The sequence below is a fragment of the Streptomyces sp. BR123 genome, assembly GCF_013401435.1.
GTDB lineage: Bacteria > Actinomycetota > Actinomycetes > Streptomycetales > Streptomycetaceae > Streptomyces.
In genome coordinates, this window is sequence record NZ_JACBGN010000030.1 from 1 (window position 1) to 18,469 (window position 18,469).

The 18,469-nt window shown below is 74.2% G+C and carries 14 protein-coding genes; 5 read left to right on the top strand and 9 right to left on the bottom strand.

Going from position 1 to position 18,469, the window contains the following annotated elements:
• Positions 1-41: 41 nt before the first annotated feature.
• Positions 42-848, top strand: a complete 807-nt coding sequence (locus HYE82_RS07585; RefSeq protein WP_179173168.1) for a glycosyltransferase family 2 protein — start codon at positions 42-44, stop codon at positions 846-848.
• A 228-nt stretch (positions 849-1,076) separates the two neighbouring features.
• Here HYE82_RS07585 and HYE82_RS07590 read toward each other — a convergent pair whose 3' ends face one another.
• Both HYE82_RS07590 and HYE82_RS07595 read right to left on the bottom strand, forming a co-directional pair.
• Complete coding sequence (locus HYE82_RS07590; RefSeq protein WP_179173169.1) at positions 1,077-2,030, bottom strand: glycosyltransferase; 954 nt, start codon at positions 2,028-2,030, stop codon at positions 1,077-1,079.
• Complete coding sequence (locus HYE82_RS07595; protein WP_179173170.1) at positions 1,991-4,060, bottom strand: O-antigen ligase; 2,070 nt, start codon at positions 4,058-4,060, stop codon at positions 1,991-1,993. Before HYE82_RS07595 ends, HYE82_RS07590 begins: the two co-directional genes overlap by 40 nt.
• Before the next feature lie 80 nt (positions 4,061-4,140).
• Between HYE82_RS07595 and HYE82_RS07600 the strand changes: the two genes are divergently transcribed.
• Entirely contained in the window at positions 4,141-4,884 is a 744-nt protein-coding gene (locus HYE82_RS07600; RefSeq protein WP_179173171.1) for a hypothetical protein, read from the top strand.
• Positions 4,885-4,994: 110 nt separating this feature from the next.
• Here HYE82_RS07600 and HYE82_RS07605 read toward each other — a convergent pair whose 3' ends face one another.
• The 7 genes from HYE82_RS07605 to HYE82_RS07635 form a co-directional block, all read right to left on the bottom strand.
• The gene (locus HYE82_RS07605; protein WP_179173172.1) at positions 4,995-6,041 is read right to left on the bottom strand and encodes a glycosyltransferase; all 1,047 of its coding nucleotides are present in this window, start codon (positions 6,039-6,041) and stop codon (positions 4,995-4,997) included.
• Positions 6,038-9,334, bottom strand: a complete 3,297-nt coding sequence (locus HYE82_RS07610) for a DUF4082 domain-containing protein (RefSeq protein ID WP_179173173.1) — start codon at positions 9,332-9,334, stop codon at positions 6,038-6,040. The genes HYE82_RS07605 and HYE82_RS07610 overlap by 4 nt, the downstream gene beginning before the upstream one ends.
• 19 nt (positions 9,335-9,353) lie before the next feature.
• Positions 9,354-10,469 (bottom strand): DegT/DnrJ/EryC1/StrS aminotransferase family protein, encoded by a 1,116-nt coding sequence (locus HYE82_RS07615; protein WP_179173174.1) that lies wholly within the window; start codon positions 10,467-10,469, stop codon positions 9,354-9,356.
• Positions 10,466-11,263, bottom strand: a complete 798-nt coding sequence (locus HYE82_RS07620; RefSeq protein ID WP_179173175.1) for an acetyltransferase — start codon at positions 11,261-11,263, stop codon at positions 10,466-10,468. Before HYE82_RS07620 ends, HYE82_RS07615 begins: the two co-directional genes overlap by 4 nt.
• Positions 11,260-12,411: a DegT/DnrJ/EryC1/StrS aminotransferase family protein gene (locus tag HYE82_RS07625; protein WP_218782360.1), complete on the bottom strand. Its 1,152-nt coding sequence runs from the start codon at positions 12,409-12,411 to the stop codon at positions 11,260-11,262. The genes HYE82_RS07620 and HYE82_RS07625 overlap by 4 nt, the downstream gene beginning before the upstream one ends.
• Positions 12,408-13,412 (bottom strand): NAD-dependent epimerase/dehydratase family protein, encoded by a 1,005-nt coding sequence (locus tag HYE82_RS07630; RefSeq protein ID WP_179173176.1) that lies wholly within the window; start codon positions 13,410-13,412, stop codon positions 12,408-12,410. The genes HYE82_RS07625 and HYE82_RS07630 overlap by 4 nt, the downstream gene beginning before the upstream one ends.
• 94 nt (positions 13,413-13,506) lie before the next feature.
• Complete coding sequence (locus HYE82_RS07635) at positions 13,507-14,607, bottom strand: Gfo/Idh/MocA family oxidoreductase (RefSeq protein ID WP_309144231.1); 1,101 nt, start codon at positions 14,605-14,607, stop codon at positions 13,507-13,509.
• Between the two features lie 414 nt (positions 14,608-15,021).
• Here HYE82_RS07635 and HYE82_RS07640 point away from each other — a divergent pair, with 414 nt between their 5' ends.
• From HYE82_RS07640 to HYE82_RS07650, 3 genes are all read left to right on the top strand, one after another.
• The gene (locus HYE82_RS07640; protein ID WP_179173177.1) at positions 15,022-15,906 is read left to right on the top strand and encodes a glycosyltransferase; all 885 of its coding nucleotides are present in this window, start codon (positions 15,022-15,024) and stop codon (positions 15,904-15,906) included.
• 156 nt (positions 15,907-16,062) lie between these two features.
• Positions 16,063-17,430, top strand: coding sequence for an MFS transporter (locus HYE82_RS07645; protein ID WP_179173195.1), 1,368 nt, complete (start codon positions 16,063-16,065; stop codon positions 17,428-17,430).
• On the top strand, positions 17,427-18,440 hold the full coding sequence (locus HYE82_RS07650; RefSeq protein ID WP_179173178.1) for a TolB-like translocation protein: 1,014 nt from the start codon (positions 17,427-17,429) through the stop codon (positions 18,438-18,440). The genes HYE82_RS07645 and HYE82_RS07650 overlap by 4 nt, the downstream gene beginning before the upstream one ends.
• The last annotated feature ends 29 nt before the right edge of the window (positions 18,441-18,469 follow it).

The following is an 18,469-nucleotide window of genomic DNA, read 5'->3' on the forward strand; positions in this document are numbered from 1 at the left end:
CCGTCTCCCCCTCCCCTTCCCCCTGACGACGAGAGGACACGATGCGGCGCATCGCCCGGGCCCCCTGGGAGCTGCTGAAACGGGCCTTCGGCTGGCTGGTGCTCTTCGAGGCCAGGAACAAGGTCCTGCTGGCCCCGTCCGCCGTGCGGCTGCGCCGCTTCGAGGACGCCGAGACCCGCCGGCTCGCCGCCCTGCTGGGCCGGCCGCCGAGCGCCCTGGTCGCCACCGTGATCGCCACGCACCGGCGTCCGGAGGCGCTGCGCGCCGCGGTCCGCTCGGCCCTCGGGCAGACGGTGGCCGACCAGGTGGTGATCGTCGTCGACGACGGCGCGGGCCTGCCCGGACTCCCGGCGGACCCGAGGCTGTTCGCCGTGTCCCTGGCCCGCAACACGGGCACGGCAGGAGTGGTGCGCAACGTGGGGATCCGGCTGACCCGCTCGCGGTACGTGGCCTTCCTCGACGACGACAACCTGTGGGAGCCCGACCACCTCGAGCAGGCGCTGGCGGTGCTGGAGCCGCCCGGCGGGCCGGACGCCGTGTACACCGCCCTGCGCCGGGTGCTCCCCGACGGCTCCGAACGGGACGTGCTGTCGGTGCCGTTCGACCGGCGCCGGGCCGCCCGCGAGGCGTTCCTCGACACCAACGCGTTCGTGGCCCGCCGCACCCGGTCCCTGCACTTCAGCCGCCTGCGGCGCACCCCACAGGTGCTGCCGCGGGAGGACTGGGAGCTCGTACGCCGCTACGGGCGCCGCCACGAGGTCCGGCACCTGCCCCGCCCCACCGTCCGCTACCTGGTCAACCCGGGAAGCTTCTACACCGCCTGGGACGGTCAGGCACCCCCCGGGTGACCCGGTCGGCTCCTCCGGTGAGGCGTCGGCCAGGGCCGTCCCGGCCCTCTTTCGGACCGCAGGGTGCCGGCCTCGTGGCGCCGCGCCCCTCACCGGCAGCGCGTCGCGGACGCCGCGGTCACGCGGGCCCGGCCACCGCCGTGGCGACGCCGGGCGGATCACCCGTTGGGTCCGCCGTCCGCTCCGGATCGGCGCGCTGCGCGCGAGGGACCGGATCGCTGCGCTCGATCACGGTCCGGGCACGGACCGCAGGACGGACGGGGTGGCCAGGGCGCGGGCCGCGGCGAGGCTCGCGGGGCGGCCGAGGGCCGCGCGCGAGGCTTCCCGCAGGAGGACGGCCGTGCGGAACGCGGCGGTCGCGGCCGGGCCGTGGCGGCGCCCGTAGAGGCGTACGCGGTTGAGGGTCAGCAGCGTCCACAGGCGCGGCGAGACCTGCGATTCCCCGCCGAGGTGGACGGCCGAGGCGGCGGGCTCCAGGCGGGTGGCGAAGCCGTGGTCGCGGGCCCGCAGGCAGTACTCGGTCTCCTCCGAGTACAGGAAGAACGACTCGTCCCAGGGCCCGCAGGCGTCCAGGCAGGGGCGGGAGAGGGCCATGAGAGCGCCGGTCGCCCAGTCGGCCACGGTGGCCCGCCGGTACGCGGCCGGGTCGGTGACCAGTTCGCTGAGCAGCGCGTACCGGCCGGCCCGGCGGTTGCCGATCACGGCCTCGCCCAGGGCGCGGGTGACGCGCGACTCCCGGCGCAGCGAGTGGTGGAGGGTGCCGTCCTCCTCGTACAGCAGGGGGACGCTGATCCCGACCCGCCGGCCCCCGGACAGGGGCGCGTCGAGGGCGTCGACGAGGCGGGCGGCACAGCCGGTCCGCATCCGGACGTCCGGGTTGCACACGAGGGCGGCGCGGAAACCGCCCTCCCATCCGGCGGCGGCCGCCAGGGCGGCGTTCACCCCGGCGGCGTAGCCGGCGTTGCGGCCGGTCTGCACGACGGTGGCGTCGGGGGCGAGGGAGCGGACCAGCTCCGCGGTGCCGTCGGCGGAGTCGTTGTCGGCGACGACGAGGCGCCAGTCGAGCCCGGCCGTGCCCTCGGGGAGGGAGGCGAGGAACGCCGGCAGCACCCGGGCGCTGTTCCAGGTGACGACGAGGACGGCTACGGGACCGGTACCCGGGTCGGGGTGACGGGAGGGCATGGGGACTCCGCGGTTCGGGGCTTCGGCGCCGCGCGCCGGATGAAGCCGAGGTAACTGCCTCCGGCGGCGATCGTCAGGAAGAACATCCCTGCGAACATCGGGAAGCTGAGGCTGTCGAAGGTGGCGCTGATGACCAGGGAGACCACGGCCGAGGCGAAGAACGCCTGCCCGAGCTCCCGGTCGGATTCGGTACGGGCCAGGCGGCGGATGGCGCCGCCCTGGTGGATGCCGGTGACGAACAGCACCAGCAGGACGGCGAGGCCCACCAGGCCCATTTCCGCGAGGGTGAGCATGTACTGGTTGTCGGTGAAGAAGTACAGGTTCGGGGTGAACGTGCCGAAGCCCCGGCCGAACAGCGGGCGCTGTTCCAGGTAGGGGACGATGGCGCCGTACTTGACGGTGCGGGCCTGGGTGCTGCTGTCGCCGTTGGAGAGGAACGAGGCGAACAGGGCGGTGATGGTGCCGATCAGGCCGGGGATGATCACCTTGAACGCGGCGACCGCCCCGCACAGCAGCCCGATCGCCGCCCAGCGCCGCTCGGGCTTCCAGCGGGGCAGCATGACCAGGACCACCAGCAGGGCGCCGATGATGGAGGTCCGGGACACGGTGAGCGGAAGTGCGCCGCCCATCAGCACCACGGGCGCCCAGCGCCGCCAGCGGGCCAGGTTCCGGCGGACCGGGTCGAAGGCCTGCTGGACGGCGAAGGGCAGCAGGATGGCGAGCATCCCGCCGAATTCCAGCGGCTGGGCGGTGGTGGAGCGGGGCCGGGTGAACGAGCCGCGGTCCAGGGTGGCGATCTGCGGGACGCTGGACTGCAGGCCCGGGATGCTGATCTTGTCGGCGATGTTCGTCGCGGTGAAGAAGTCGTAGAAGCCGATCGCGGCCACCACCGCCCCCATCACCACCATCCGGCGCATCAACACGTCCAGCCGGGACCGGTCGTGGATGCCGGCGGTCACCAGCACCACCAGGGACACCCACACCAGGAGCCCGATCAGGCCCCGGTCGGCGCCGAGGACCTCCTTGTGCGAGCTGCCCCGGGTCGCGTTGGCGAGGTACGAGCCCAGCACGGCGAGCGCGAGGACGAGCATCACGGTACGGGGCAGCCGGGTCCCGGGAACCGGCCGGATCCGGCCGGTCAGCCAGGTCGCCAGGTACCAGAGCAGGCAGAGCAGGGCGTAGGCGTTGGCCGGGGTTCCGACCCCGCCGAGGCCGGGCAGGGTCAGGTTCGACGGGATGAAGAAGGCCAGCACCAGGTAGCCGGTGAGCAGGGCGGCGGCGTCCGCGCTGCGGCCCCGGCGGCCTCCGGGGAGCCGGTCGCGGGCGGCGTCGCGCAGGGCGGCCCGCCGGGACCTTCGGGGCCCGGGGCTGCCCGCCGTCTCGGCGGCCGCCCGGGCGGCCTGGGCGGCGGTGCGCCTGCGGCGCCGGGCGGCGAGCGCGCCGTCCGTGACGAAGGACAGCGTGAACCCGGCCGTGGTGCCGAGGATCACCACGCCGAGCACCTGCTGGTAGCGGCTCTTGAGCAGCGGCACCGGCGTCTGCGGCAGCACCACCGGGGCGGTCTGCACGAAGTAGGCGGGCTGCACGCCGGCCGCCGCCTGGAGGGCGGCCAGTTGCTCCCCGGCGAAGGAGGTCAGGATGTTGGTCTCCCGGAGCACCTTCGCCCGGTCGGTGCCGGTGACCGACAGCGTGAGCATCGGCCCGGAGGCGTTGGCGGCGAAGCCGACCGCGTACGGGTCGGTGACGCCGAGGCCGTGGAGGGCGCGGGCGGCGTCCGCCCCCGACAGGGTGCGGATCAGCACGTCCGCGGTCACCACGAGCGAACCGCCCGCGTTCGAGATCGGGTTGCCGAAGGTCGGGGCGAGTTCGGCGACCGCGGTGGAGTCCAGCAGGGCCACCGAGCTCTCCGACCGGTACTCCACCGGGACCGAGCGGTACAGGTGCAGTCCGGCGAGCAGGCCGAGCAGGGTCAGCGAGACCATCACGTACCAGCGGCGGCGCAGGACGGCGCCCAGCTCGCGGATGCTCATGCGCGCCCCCGCGAGCTGCCGGATTCGATGGCGGGCCGCCGGATGTCCTGGAAGGATCGTGCAGGACGGAAGGAATCCCCGTGTCGCCTGGTGAGTTGGTCCGTGCGCTGCGTCGGCGCTGGTACGTCCTGGTGGTGGCGGCGGTGCTCGCCGCGGCCGGAGCGGTGCCGGTGCTCCGCCCCACCCCGGTCCACGTGAGTGCGGCGATCGTGGTGCTCAAACCGCCGGTCACCGGGAGGCACCCGAACCAGCTGGCCAACCTGCAACCGCCGCTGGCCGCCGTCTCGTACGCCGTGGTGCAGCAGCTGGAGTCGCCCGAGGGCCGGGCCGAGCTGCGGTCGAAGGGGGTGACGGCCGACTACCGGCTCCTGCCGCGGAACAGCGGCACCAGTGTCACCCCGCGCTATCTGATCCCCTCGCTCCAGGTGCAGGCCGAGCACACCGACCCGGAGGCCGCGAACGCCGCGGTCCGCGCGGTGATCGAGGCGTACGCGCGGCGCGTGACGGCGCTGCAGGAGGCGGAGGGCGTACCCGCCGCGTCGCGGATGAGCGTGGACCAGCTGGTGCCGCCGGCCGCGGTCGCGCAGCAGGGCACCAAGAGCCGGGCGTTGGCCGGCCTCGCCCTGCTGGCGGCGGTCGCCGGGGTGCCGGCGGCCCTGTGGACCGATCGGCTGCTGGTACGCCGGAACCGGCGCCGGCGCGAGGGCGCCGACGCCGGAACCGGGAGCGGTGGAGGGACCCCCGCGCAGACGCCCGCCGGGGCCGGAACCGGCGGCCGGCGGCCGGGCGGGGAGCGGGTGCCGAGCACCGTGGCGGCCGGCTGAGCCCTCGGGGTACCGCGGGCGGGACCGCCGCGGAAGGCGGCGGTCCCGGTCGTACGGAGGGTGCGGATCGTTCGGGTGGTGCGGGTGGCGCGGGTCGTGCCGGTGGTCCATCAGATGCCTCGCCGCTTCCACGACTGCCACCACAGCCACTCGCGCCCCCGGTCGGCGACCGCCGACAGGACCAGCGGCTGGAGGTAGGGCATGGTGCGCGCCCCGATCCGCCGCCGCCGGGCCAGCGCCCGGTACTCGGCCAGTGCCGTGTACCGGGGCACGCATTCGGCGGCGAAGGCCTCCAGCTCGTCCACCGGGACCACACCGGTCCGGCCCCGGTCGTACGCCCGGTAGGCGCGCCGCAGCGCGTACCGGGCGAGGCGGGTCCGGGCGGCCCGGGACAGCCGGACCCTGTCCGGCAGCAGGTCCCCGCACTTGTCGAGCACCGAGTCGAAGGCGACCAGGCGCTGGCGGAGGTCGTCGAGCTGGCCGCCGAAGTCGGTGGTGGACATGTTGTTGCCGTGGACCCGGTAGAAGGCCTGGTCGGCGCCGCGGACATAGCCCACGTCGGCGTGCGCCGCGAGCCGCATCCACATCTCGATGTCGCCGGCGTGCGGCAGCTTCGGGTCGTAGCCGCCGACCTTGCGCTGGAGCGCGGTGCGGACGACCACCTCGGGCGAGGTGATGCAGCCGGTGCCCTCCCGGAAGCGGCGCTCCAGCCACCAGTGGCCGGGGTAGACCACCGACCCGGTGGACCGGGTGCGGGCCTGCGGGAGGGGGTCGCCGTGCCGGAAGCGCAGCGGCCGCCCGTACGCGAACCCGGCCCCGGGGTGGGCGTCGAGCAGGGCCGCCGCCCGTACGAGGGCTCCGGGGACGAGCCGGTCGTCCGCCGAGAGCAGGGCGACGTAGTCCCCGTCGGCCCACTCCAGCAGGCCCTCGTTGTAGGTGGCGATGTGGCCGCGGTTCTGCTCGTGCACGCGGACCTCGATGCGCGGGTCGCCGGCTGCCAGGGCCCGGGCGACCTCCCCGGAGCCGTCGGGCGAGGCGTCGTCGATGATCAGTACGCGGACGTCGACCCCCTGCTGCTCGTCCAGGACGCTGCGGACGCAGTCGGCCAGGAAGTGGCCGTAGTTGTAGCAGGGGATCACGACGCTGACCGTGCTCACCGGGTGCTCACCTCCGAGGAAAGCCCGGCCTGCGCGGCGGGCGGCGGGGTCGTGGTGAAGACCGGGCCGACCCAGTAGTTCACCGAGCCGAAGGTGTTCGCCGGGAAGACGGCGGAGGCACCGTACTTGTAGAGGCCGTTGGCGCCGCCGGTCCCGTCGGCCGGGGCGACCAGCGGGTAGGAGCGGTGTGCTGCGGTGAAGTAGCCGCCGTCGACCGAGTAGTTGCCGTTCGGTGCGTGGTAGGAGGCCACGTACGTGGTGCCGGCCGTGATGGGGACGGGGGTGGCGAAGCTCAGCTGCTGCCAGCCGGACAGGGTCTCGCTGCCGAAGGTGCCGGTCGCGAGCAGCCGGCCGGAGGCGGACCACAGGCTGCCGGTGTGGGTGCCGGTGTTCTTCGGCCCCTTGTAGAAGGTGACGCCGGTGACGTAGCCGTCGACGGCGGACTGGAACCGGGTGCCCAGCTCCACGGAGTTGGCGTCGCCGGCCACGTTGGCGGTGCTCGGGGTGGCGGCGCTGTTCCACAGGGTGCAGGGGCAGTTGACCTGGGGCGGGGTGGGGCTGGTGGTGAAGGTCCAGGTGACCGGTTGGGGCATGGTGTTGCCCCACAGGTCGGAGGCCTTCACGGAGGCCGTGTAGGTGGTGTTGAGGGCCAGTTCGCCGGCCGGGGTGAAGGTGACGCTGTTGGAGGCGCCGAAGACCTTGTTGCCCGGTACGGCCGTCCCGTTCGCGTCCTTGACGGTGAACTGGAGTTCCTCGGGGTCCACGGCGGTGCTGAAGGTGGCGGTGACGCCGGAGGTGATCGCGGTGCCGGTGGCCGCGGACTGCGGGGAGGTGCCGCTGACCGTGGGCGGGGTGGTGCTGGCCGTGGAGGTGTCCAGGACGGCGTCGACCCAGTAGTTGCTGCCGTTGGCCGCGGTGGACGGGAAGCCGCCGGTCGCGCTGTAGCGGTAGACGCCGTTGCCGCCGTCGGTGCCGCTGCGCAGTGCGGTCAGCGGGGCCAGGCCGGCTTCGGCGCCGGCGAAGGTGTTGTCGAAGGCGTAGCCGCCCTTCGGGGCGAAGTAGGAGGCGATGTAGGTGGTGTCGGGTTTGATCGGTACCGGGGTGGCGAAGTTGAGCTGCTGCCAGCCGGAGGCCGTCTCGTTGGTGAAGGTGCCGGTGGCCAGGCGCTGCCCGGAGGCGGACCACAGGCTGCCGGTGTGGGTGCCGGTGTTGGCCGGGGACTTGTAGAAGCGGATGCCGGTGATGGAGCCGGGCGCGGAGGAGCGGATCTTCACGCCGAGTTCGACGGCGCTGCCGTCCCCGGCGTTGACGGTGCCGGGCACGGCCGCGGCCGGCCAGACGGTGCAGGGGCACTGCTGGGGACCGACGGTCAGCGGCACGGTGGTGGTGGCGCCGATGTTGACGCTGTCGTCCACGGCGCGGACCTTGATCTGCGCCGGTCCTGGGGCGGTCGGGGTCCAGGTGTAGCTCCAGGACCCGATGCCGCTGGTCGCCTTCCAGGTGGTCCCGCCGTCGGTGGAGACCTCCACGCGGGCCACCACGCCGCCGCTGTCGGCGGCGGTGCCGGTGATGGTCACGGGGCGCAGTGCGGGCACGGTGGCGCCTGCCGCGGGGTTGGTGACCGTGACGGTCGGGCCAGTGGTGTCGGTGGACGCGGTGGCCGCGACCAGGTCGGCCTGGAGGCTCTTGGGCTGGACGCCCATGTCGGCGAACACGTTCACCGTCGCCTGCTGCATCCGCTTGTCCTCGGTGACCACGACGGCGTCCGGGTTGGAGGTCGGCATGTTGGTCAGGCCCCAGGACCACTGGACGGTGCCCGCGCCGAAGACGAGCGCGCGGGAGTCCGGGTCGCGGAAGGCGAGGAGGCTGTGGGTGGCGGTGCCGTTGCCGTAGGTGTTGCCGTAGTCGAGGCGGAGCTTGCCGTCCTCGATGTCGACGGTGGTGGAGGACAGCTGGATCTGTCCGGGCGGGCGGGCCGCGTCCTCCACGTCGCTGTCCCACTCGTAGCCGAGGGTTCCGGCCGGGAACGTGGCGGTCTGGGAGGGGGTCAGGTTCGCGACGGTGGTGCCCCGCCACAGGCGCATCTTGGCGAAGCGGCCCGGCACGGTGATCGCGTCGCTGCGGTAGCCGTTGACGCTGAACAGCGAGCCGGTCAGCTGGTTCTGCGGCTGGTAGGGCCGCCCGTTGGTGGCGCTGGCCGGGTCCATGAAGGTGCCCGTCCAGATCCCGCTCGGGTCGGGGATGCCGTTCGGCTGGGGGAAGGAGAGCTTGGTCTCCTTGTAGCAGACCAGGGTCCGGTCGGCGGTGCCGGTGCCGTCGATGCTCGGGGCGAGCCGGGTCTTCCAGAAGATCTCGTTGCCGCTGAAGTACGTCTGGTGCTGGCCCGCCTTGCGGGCGCCCAGGGCGTTGGTGAACTGGTCCTGGGTCCAGTACTCGTCGTGTCCCGAGGACATGAAGACCTTGTGGTTGCGGAGCAGGGTCGCGCCGCGCCTCGACATGTCGATGCCGGACATGTAGCTGACGTCGTAGCCGTTGCGCTCCAGCCACGAGATCATCTGGAACTCGGATCCGTAGATCCCGTTCTCCCCGCCGATGTCCATGGGCCGGTTGTAGCTGACCTCGTAGGCGCGGCCGTCGGGCGCGGGGCCCGCGCCGTCGTACAGGTCCTGGCCGCCGTAGTTGTTGTACGCCTGCCAGGTCTGGTCGCTGGTCTGGACGATGATGTCGGAGTGGCCGGCGTCGTTGCGGACGACGAACGGGTAGGGCATGACGCCGTTGCCGTCCGCCTGGTCGAAGTTGGCGATGTACACGCCGGAGACCGCGTCGGCGGGCACCGTCCACGTGGCCGTGGTCGGCCAGTTGCCGCAGTCGACCAGGCCGGTGGAGGCCTTGGTGGTGCAGCTCTGCGGCTGGCCGCCCGCGGCGAAGTTCGCCGGGTGGGTCTGGGCCGCCTGGGCCGCGGTCGACATCAGCCGGGCCCCGTTGCCGCCGTAGTGGCCCAGCCGGTAGACCGAGATCCGGTACGGGGTCGGCGACTGGACCTTGAACTGCACGGTTTCGCCCGCCTGGACGCTCATCTGGGCGCTGAAGCCCTTGATGTCGCCGTAGGCGCTGGGCGCGAACCAGTCGGACATCGGTGTGCCCGGCTTGGAGTTCTCGCACACGATCGCGTTCGTGCCGGGACCGCAGGGGTCCACCGCCCCCGCCGACGCGGACGGAGGCAATACCGTGGCCATCAGGGCCGCGACCACGGTGAAGAGGCCGTACCTGGCCCACCGTGTCCGTCTGTTCATCTGTACCTCTTTTTTTGCGTCAGCGCAGGGCGTTCGTGAAGGCGTCCACGACCCGCTGCTGCTGGGCGGCGGTGATCTGCGGGTAGAGCGGGAGCGAGAGCATCAGGTCCGCGGCCCGTTCGGCATGCGGGAAGTCCCCGCGGCCGTGGCCGAGGTGGGCGAAGGCCGGGGTGAGGTGGACGGGGGCCGGATAGTGCACGCCGGCGCCGATGCCCTCCGCGTTGAGCTTGCCGACGACCTCGTCCCGGTCGGCTCCGCTGATGCGGACGACGTACAGGTGCCAGACGTGGACGTTGCCCTCGTCGGTGGCGGGGAGGGTCACGCGGCCGGCGGCGGCCAGGCCGCCCAGCAGGTCGCCGTAGCGGGCGGCGGCGGCGCGGCGGGCGGCGTTCCCGTCGGCGAGCCGGGCGAGCTTGGCCCGCAGCACCACGGCCTGGAGGCCGTCGAGGCGGCTGTTGAACCCGGCGACGTCGTGCCGGTACTTGGTGGTGCCGCCGTGGTTGGCCAGGGCCCGGACCAGGGCGGCCGCTTCCTCGTCGTCGGTGACGACCGCTCCGGCGTCGCCGTACGCGCCGAGGTTCTTGCCCGGGTAGAAGCTGGTCGCGGCGATCGTTCCGCTCCCGGCCGGGCGGCCGTCGCGGGTGGCGCCCTGGCTCTGCGCGGCGTCCTCGACGATGCGGGCCCGCCCGGGGAGCCGTGCGGCGACTTCCGCGGCGGGGGCGCACTGACCGTACAGGTGGACGGGGACCACGGCGCGGGTCTTCGGGCCGACCGCGTCGAGTGCGGCCTGCGGGTCGATCAGAAGGGTGTCGGGGAGGCAGTCCACGAGGACGGGGCGGGCACCGATCCGGTGGACGGCGCCGGCGGTGGCGATGAACGTGTTGGCGGGCAGCACCACCTCGTCGCCGACGCCCACGCCGACGGCACGCAGGGCCAGTTCGAGGGCGTCGGTGCCGTTGGCGACGCCGACGCAGTGGGCGACCCCGGCGAAGTCGGCGTACTCGCGCTCGAAGGCGCGGACCTCCTCGCCGCCGATGAAGGCGGTGCCGGCGAGCACGCGGTCGAAGCCGGCGCGTAACTCCTCCGCGATCTCGGCGTGCGCGGCCTTGAGGTCGACGAGCGGTATCTGGTTCATCCGGCGGTGCTCCCCATCCGTGTCTCCGGCCGGTGGCCGGTCTCCTTGCTCTCGGCCCGGGCCTCGTCGGCCCGTGCCTCGTCGGCCCGCAGTTCGTCGAGGGCCGGGGCGCCCGCCTCGCGCAGCCGGCGGGCCGGGCTGCCGGCCCAGACCTCGCCGGGCGGCACATCGGCGAGGACCGTGCTCCCCATGCCGGTCAGCGACCAGGCGCCGACCGTGGTGTATTCCCGGACCAGGGCGCCCGCGCCGACGTAGGCCCCCCGTCCCAGCCACACGCCGCCGCCGAGGCGGACCCCGGAGGCGAGGGTGGCGAAGTCCCCGACCGTGTCGTCGTGGGTGAGGACCGCATGCGGCATGACGGCCACGTGCGCGCCCACGCGTACGGCGGCGGTCAGCGCGCAGTGCGCGAGCAGCACCGTGCCGGGACCCAGCACCGAGGACGCCGAGACCGCGGCCGTGGGGTGGACCACGGTCGCGTAGCGGCTCTCGGGCAGGGCCAGGCGGCGCACCAGGCGGGCCCGGACCCCGTAGTCGCGGGGGCTGCCCGCGCAGACCACGACCCGGGCGGTGGTGGGCAGCCGGTGCACCAGGTCGCAGTCGCCCAGGACGGGCACGCCGTCGACGTCCCGTCCGCGCAGGGCCGGGTCGTCGTCGAGGTGCCCGGCCAGCCGCCAGCGGGGGGCGCGGCCGCACGCCAGGTCGGCGGCGGCCGCGTCCCGTACGGCCTGGGCGGTCTCGCGGGCGAAGCCGCCCGCGCCGACGATCAGCAGGTCCTCGGTGGCCGGCCCGCTCATCCGCCGGCCTGCCCGCGCAGCACGGCCACGACCCGGTCCTGCTGCCGCCCCGTCATCGTGTGGAACAGCGGCAGGATCAGCGAGTCCCGGGTGATCCGCTCGGTCACCGGAAGCGGGGCCGCCCCGTGTCCGGCGTACGCGGGCTCCAGGTGTGCGGCCATGATCCCGCGCCGGGCCGAGATCCCGGACTCGGCGAGCACGGCGAGCAGGTGGTCCCGGCCGACGGGGAAGTCCTCGCCGAGCAGGACCCAGTACGACTGGAAGTTGCCCTCGCCGTACGCGGGGTCGCGGACCGGGGTCAGGCCGGGGATGTCGGCCAGGAGGTCCGCGTACCGGGCTGCGAGGGCCCGCCGGCGGGCCACGATCGCGTCGAGCCGGCCCAGTTGCACCAGGCCGACCGCGGCCTGGATGTCGGTCATCCGGTAGTTGTAGCCGACCTCCAGGTAGCTCTCGGCGATCGGCTTGCTGCTGGCGTGCCGCTGGGCGGCGGACACGTTCATGCCGTGCTCGCGCAGCCGCCGCAGCCGCGCGGCCCACTCGGCGTCGTCCGTGGTGACCATGCCGCCCTCGCCGGTGGTGATCACCTTGCGGGGGTGGAAGGACCAGGCGGCGATGAGGGCGCCCTGGCCGACGGACTTGCCGCCGACGGTCGCGCCGATGCCGCAGGCGGCGTCCTCCAGGAGGGCGACCCCCCAGTCGGCGCAGGCGGCGCGCAGGGAGTGCACGTCGGCGGGTACGCCGCCCTGGTGGACGGCGAGGACGGCCCGGGTCCGCGAGGTGCGGACGGCGTCGACGGTGGCCGGGGTGAGGTTCCCGGTGGCCTCGTCGACGTCGGCGAACACCGGGTGTGCTCCGGTGTGGCGGACGGCGTTGGCGGTGGCGATGAAGGACAGGGAGGGGACGACGACCTCGTCGCCGGGGCCGAGGTCGAGCGCGATCAGGGCGAGGTGGAGGGCGGTGGTGCACGAGCTGACGGCGATGCCGTGTTCGGCGCCGACGCGCTCGGCGAACGCCCTCTCGAACTCGGCGACGCGGGGGCCCTGGGCGACCCAGCCGGAGAGCACCGCGTCGGCGGCGGCCCGTGCCTCCTCCTCGCCGAGCCAGGGGATCATGACGGGGATGCGGGCGGGGGTGTCCGGGGCGCTCATCGGGCCGCCTCCCCGGCCGCTCCTGCGGCGGTGCCGGCGGCGCGTTCGGCCCGCCACCAGTCGACGAGGTCCCGCAGTCCGGTGCGCAGGTCGATGCGGGCGGTGAAGCCGAGGCGTTCGGCGGCCTGCGCGGTGTCGGCGAGCCGGCGGGTGACGCCGTTGACGGCGCGGGCCGGCCCGTGCTCGGGCGCGAGCCCGTCGGCTTCCATGGCCTCCAGCAGGCCGAGGGCCAGCTCGCGCAGGCTGGTCTCGGTGCCGCTCGCCACGTTGAACACCTCGTCGGTCAGGTCCGATTCGGCGGCCAGCAGGTTGGCCCGCGCGATGTCCCGGACGTGGACGAAGTCCATGGTCTGGGTGCCGTCACCGAGGATCAGCGGCGGTTCGCCCGCGGCGATCCGCTCCATCCACCGGATGAGGACCTCCGTGTACAGGCCGTGGATGTCCATCCGGGGCCCGTACACGTTGAAGTAGCGCAGTGCCACGTAGTCCAGGCCGTACATGGCGTGGAAGCTGCGCAGCATGCCCTCGTTGAAGGCCTTCGCAGCCCCGTAGAAGGTGTCGTTGTTGTACGGGTGGTGGCGTTCGGTGGTGGGGAAGGCCTCGGCCAGCCCGTACACCGAGGCCGAGGAGGAGGCGATCACCTTGCCCGCTCCGGCGGCGACCGCGGCCTCCAGCACGTTGAACGTGCCGTCGACCATGACCTCGTTGGCCAGCCGCGGCTCTTCCGCGCACTGGGTGATGCGGATGGCGGCCAGGTGGAACACCAGGTCGGCGCCCTCGGTCGCCTTGCGCACGGCGGCCGTGTCGCGGATGTCCCCTTCGACGACGTCCACCACGCCGCTGGGCAGGGAGCGGGCCAGGTTGGCCCGGCGTCCCCGTACGAAGTTGTCGAGGACGACGACCTCGCGGGCCCCGCCCTCCACCAGCAGGTCGACGACGTGCGAGCCGATCGTGCCCGCTCCGCCCGTCACCAGGATCTTCTTGTCTCGAACCGTGCTCAACGCCTTGCCCCCACTGAGTCTGTCGTGTTGCTGCGTGCCGGGCCCGCCGCGGTGTGCGTCGCGGCGGGCCGTGGCGTGACGTGCGGTCGAGTGGTCAGTGTCCGGTGCGCAGTCCGACGACCGCGCCGCGGAATTCCAGGCTCCGGGAGGCTGCCTCCAGGATGTCGAGCAGCTGGAGGCCGGACCGGCCGTCGGTGAGCGGCCGGCGGCCCGTCCGGACGGCGGAGGCGAATTCGTCGACCATGCTGCGCAGGGCCTCCTTCTCGCCGATCGCGGGCGCGACCATGTCGCCGCTGCGGTAGGAGACGAGCATGTCGCGGCGCTCTGCCTCGCCGATCTCCTGCGGGGCGGTCAGCTCCACTCCGCGGTCGTAGACGGCGATGCGCTGGGCGGGGTTGAGGTCGTCCCAGACCAGGGTGCGCTTGGAGCCTCCGACCATGGTGGTGCGGACCTTCACCGGGGACAGCCAGTTGACGTGGACGTGGGCTATGGCGCCGGTGTTGAGCTGGAGGGTCAGGTAGGACACGCAGGACTGGCCGGCGCCGATCGGGTCGGCGCCGTGGGCGGCGACGGCGACGGGCCGGACCGTGTCGGGGAGGATGAAGTCGAGGACGGACAAGTCGTGCGGGGCGAGGTCCCACAGGACGTCCACGTCCTTCTGGACCAGTCCCAGGTTGATCCTGACCGAGTCGAAGAACTGGATCTCGCCGAGTTCGCCGGAGCGGACCATCTCGCGGATGCGGACCGCCGCCGGGGTGTAGCAGTAGGTGTGGTCGCACATGAGGGTGAGGTCGCGCTTCTCGGCCTCGGTCACCAGCCGCAGGCCGTCCTCGTAGGTGGCGGCGAGGGGCTTCTCCACGAGGACGTGCTTCCCGGCGCGCAGCGCGGCCAGGGCGACGTCGAGGTGGGTGCCGGCCGGGGTGGCCACGGCGACCGCGTCGACGGCCGGGTCGGCGAGGACCGCCCGGAGGTCCGAGGTGGCCTGGACCGTGGAGTACCCGCCGAGGACCTGGCGGGCCCGGTCGACGTTCAGATCGCACAGCCAGCGGAGCCGGAACTCCGGGCTGGACTGGAAGTTGCGGACGAGGTTGGGGCCCCAATAGCCCGCGCCGACGACGGCGACACCCAACGGCTTCACCGGCCTCGCGCCCGCCGCTGCGGTGTCCTGCCCCGCGTCCTTCGCGGTGTCTTTCACAGTGTTCCCCTTCTCCGTTCCGCGCACGCCCGCGGGCGTGACGACAACCCATGGCGGGGACGCGTGCGAAGGAAGGGGGTGCCGTCGGCGGCGGGCCGGGCGCCTGCGCGACCCGAGCGTGACCCGCCCCACGGTGATGGCCCCCCACGACCGATGCCCTACGTGTTCCACGTACTTCCGCCCCCGGCCGGCCCCGGCACCCCACGCGCCGTTCCGGCCCGCGGACGGGCAGCCAGTTTCCCCCCGGCCGCCGCACCCGCCTCTTCCCCAACTGCCCTGCTCCGGCGGGACGTCAGCGCTGCCGAAGCACGCCGAATCCGGTCGGCTCCGTTCAATCTAGACCACCGGCCCTGTGGCCGGGGCGAGTTGGGGGAAACAGCCGGCAGCGCGGTTCGGCGCGTGCATACTTCCCGGGTGACCAGCATCGTGATACCGGCCCACAACGAGGGCCGGGTCATCGGCCGCCTGCTCGACGCGCTCCTGGCCGAAGGCGCGGAAACGGGCCGCCCGCAGCCCGACATCGTCGTGGTGTGCAACGGCTGTACGGACGACACCGCCGCGGTGGCACGCGCGCGGGGCGGCCGCGTCCGCGTGGTGGAGATCCCGACTCCCTCCAAACACACGGCGCTCCGGGTCGGCGACGAGCACGCGCGGGGCTTCCCCCGGCTGTACGTGGACGCCGACGTCGTCCTCGGCGCGGCCGGCGCACGGGCCCTCGCCGATGCCGTCGCCGGCCCGGAGCTGCTGGCCGCGGCCCCCGGCCGGGACATCCCGCTGTCCGGGTGCGCCTGGCCGGTCCGCGCGTACTACCGGGTCTGGCAGCGGCTTCCGGCCGTCCGCGAGGGGCTGTTCGGGCGCGGGGTGATCGCGGTGTCGGAGCAGGGGCACGCCCGGCTCGCCGCCCTGCCGCCGCTGATGGCCGACGACCTGGCCGCCTCGCTGGCCTTCGGGCCCGGGGAGCGGCGGGTGGTCGAGGACGTGCGGGTCGTGGTGCGGCCGCCGCGGACCTGGGCCGACCTGATCCGGCGGAAGGTGCGGGCGTCGACCTCGTCGGCCGAACTGGAGCGGTACCAGGCGCAGTCGGGGTCCGGCTACGGCGGGGGCGCGGGGTCGCCGGCGCCGTCCGCCCGCACGGGGCACGGCGACCTGCGGGCCCTGGCGGTTGCCCGGCCTCGCCTCGTCCCCGCGATCGCGGTCTTCGCCGTGGCGGCCCTCGCCGCCCGCCGGGGGTCCCGCAAAGCCATCCGGGCCGGGGACTTCTCCACCTGGCTGCGCGACGAGAGCAGCCGGCAGGGCTGACGCCCGCCGGGCGGGTCACGGCCGAATCCCGCCGTACGCCGCCCGGTTGGCCCGTACACCCATTAGGGTTCCCCTCGCGTGGGCGAACGCACGTGCCCACCCACGCACGGCCGTGCCAGCGCGGCCCGGACCGTCGGCATCGGGAGCTGCAAGCGCATGTACCTGGCGGACCGCTCCGCGCCCGGCGGCACCAAGGGCGTACCGGGCGGCGGGCCCGCCGCCCGGTCCCGCGCCGTCGCCCCGGCCGTCCTCGCGCTGGGCACGGTCAGCCTGATCACCGACGTCTCCTCCGAGATGGTCAGCGCCGTCCTGCCGCTGTACCTGGTCGCCGGGCTGGGACTCAGCCCGCTCGGCTTCGGCGCGCTGGACGGCCTGTACAACGGGGTCAGCGCGCTGGTGCAGCTGGCCGGCGGCCACCTCGCCGACCGGGTCCGCAACCACAAGCTGGTCGCCGGCATCGGCTACGGCCTGTCCGCCCTGTGCAAACCCCTGCTGTTGCTCGCCCACAGCCTCGGCCCGGTGAGCGTCGTCCTCGCCCTGGAACGCACCGGGAAGGGGCTGCGCACCGCCCCGCGCGACGCGCTGATCTCCCTGTCCACCCCGCCCGGGGCGCAGGGCCGGGCCTTCGGCGTGCACCGCGCCATGGACACCGCCGGGGCCCTGCTCGGGCCCCTCGCGGCCTTCCTCATCCTGGGCGCGGCGGTCGACGGGTACGACGCCGTCTTCGGGGTCAGCGGCTGCGTGGCCGTGCTCGGGGTGGTCGTGCTCGTGCTGTTCGTCCCGTCCGGCGGCGGGCCCGGCACCGGACGGGAGAAGTCCGGATCCGCCGGCGGGGGTGCCCGCGCGGAAGCCCCGTCCTCAGCCTCGGCAGCCGGTGCCTCCGCGGGGCCGGAGGCGGCCAGCCTGCGGGAGGCGCTGTCCCTGCTGCGCCTGCCCCGGCTGCGCGCCCTGGCGGCCTGCGCCGTCCTGCTGGGGCTGACCACCGTCAGCGACGCCTTCCTGTACCTGCTGCTGCAGGACCGCACCGGGATCGGCGAGCGCTGGTTCCCGCTGCTCCCCCTCGGCACCGCCGCGGTGTTCCTGCTGCTGGCCGTTCCCGCCGGCGTCCTCGCCGACCGGATCGGGCGCCGCACGGTGTTCCTCACCGGACACGCCCTCCTGCTGGCCGGGTACGGGCTGCTGCTGTGGGCGCCCGGCTGGCCGGCCCTGCCGTTCCTGGTCCTCGTCCTGCACGGCTTGTTCTACGCCGCCACCGACGGGGTGCTGCCCGCCGCCGTCGGTGCGGCCGTGCCCGCCCGGCTGCGGGCCACCGGGCTCGCCGTCGTAGGCACCGGCCAGGCGCTGGCCCGCTTCGTCTGCTCGCTCGCCTTCGGCGGCGCGTGGACGCTGTGGGGGCCCGGCCCCGCTCTCGCCGCCGCCGCGGCCGGCCTGTGCTGCTGCGCGGCCGTCGCCGGCCTCGTACTCCGCCCCATCGGACCGGACGGCGCTCCCGCCGCGGCCCGACGCTCCCGAGGAACCCGATGACGCGCTCCCGCCGCCTGCTCGTACTCGCCCTGGCCGTGCTGCTCCTCGGCGGACTCGCCGTCGTGCTGGTGGTGCGCGCCGCCGCCCGCACCGAGCAGACCCGGGAGGGCGACCCCGCGGTCGCCGGGGGCCGGGTCACCCTGGACCGGCCGGACGGGCTGGCCTTCCTCAACGGCGCGCAGGGCCCGCACCGCGGCTCCCTCGTCTCGGTCGCGGCGCGGGAGCCCCAGGGCGGGCGCACGGCCTCGGGCCTGAACTGCAAGCGCTTCCACGCGGCCGGCGGAACCGGGGTGTGCCTGGTCTCCACGCCGGGCGCGCTCGCCCAGGACAACCGGGCCGTGGTCGTCGACCGGGAGCTGCGCACGGTGCGCAGCTTCCCGCTCGCGGGCACGCCCTCCCGGGCCCGGGTCTCCCCGAGCGGCCGGTTCGCCGCGTGGACCGTCTTCGTGTCCGGGGAGTCGTACGGCTCGGCGTTCTTCTCCACCCGCACGGCGATCGCGGACACCCGGACCGGGGCCCTGGAAGGGGACCTGGAGAAGTTCTCCGTCGTGCTCGACGGCAAGCCCTACGCCGCGGCGGACGTGAACTTCTGGGGCGTCACCTTCGCCAGGGACGACGACACCTTCTATGCCACGCTCGCCACGGCCGGCCAGACGTACCTGGTGAAGGGCTCGATCACGCAGCGCAGCGTCACCACGCTGGCCCGGAACGTCGAGTGCCCCTCGCTGTCTCCCGACGAGACGCGGATCGCGTACAAGAAGCGGGTGCAGGGCGGCGCGCAGCTGTGGCGCGAGCACGTCATGGACCTGCGGACGCTCCGCGAGCACCCGCTCGCGGAGAAGCACAGCGTGGACGACCAGGCCCTGTGGCTCGACGACCGCACCGTGGCGTACGCCCTGCCCTCCGAGGGCGCGGCGGACACCTCGGACCTGTGGACGGTCCCGGCGGACGGCACGGGCGCCCCCCGCCTCCTGGCCCCGTCCGCCTCCTCACCGACCCGCCTCGGCTGACGGCCCTTCCGCGCCGACGGGACCTCCGC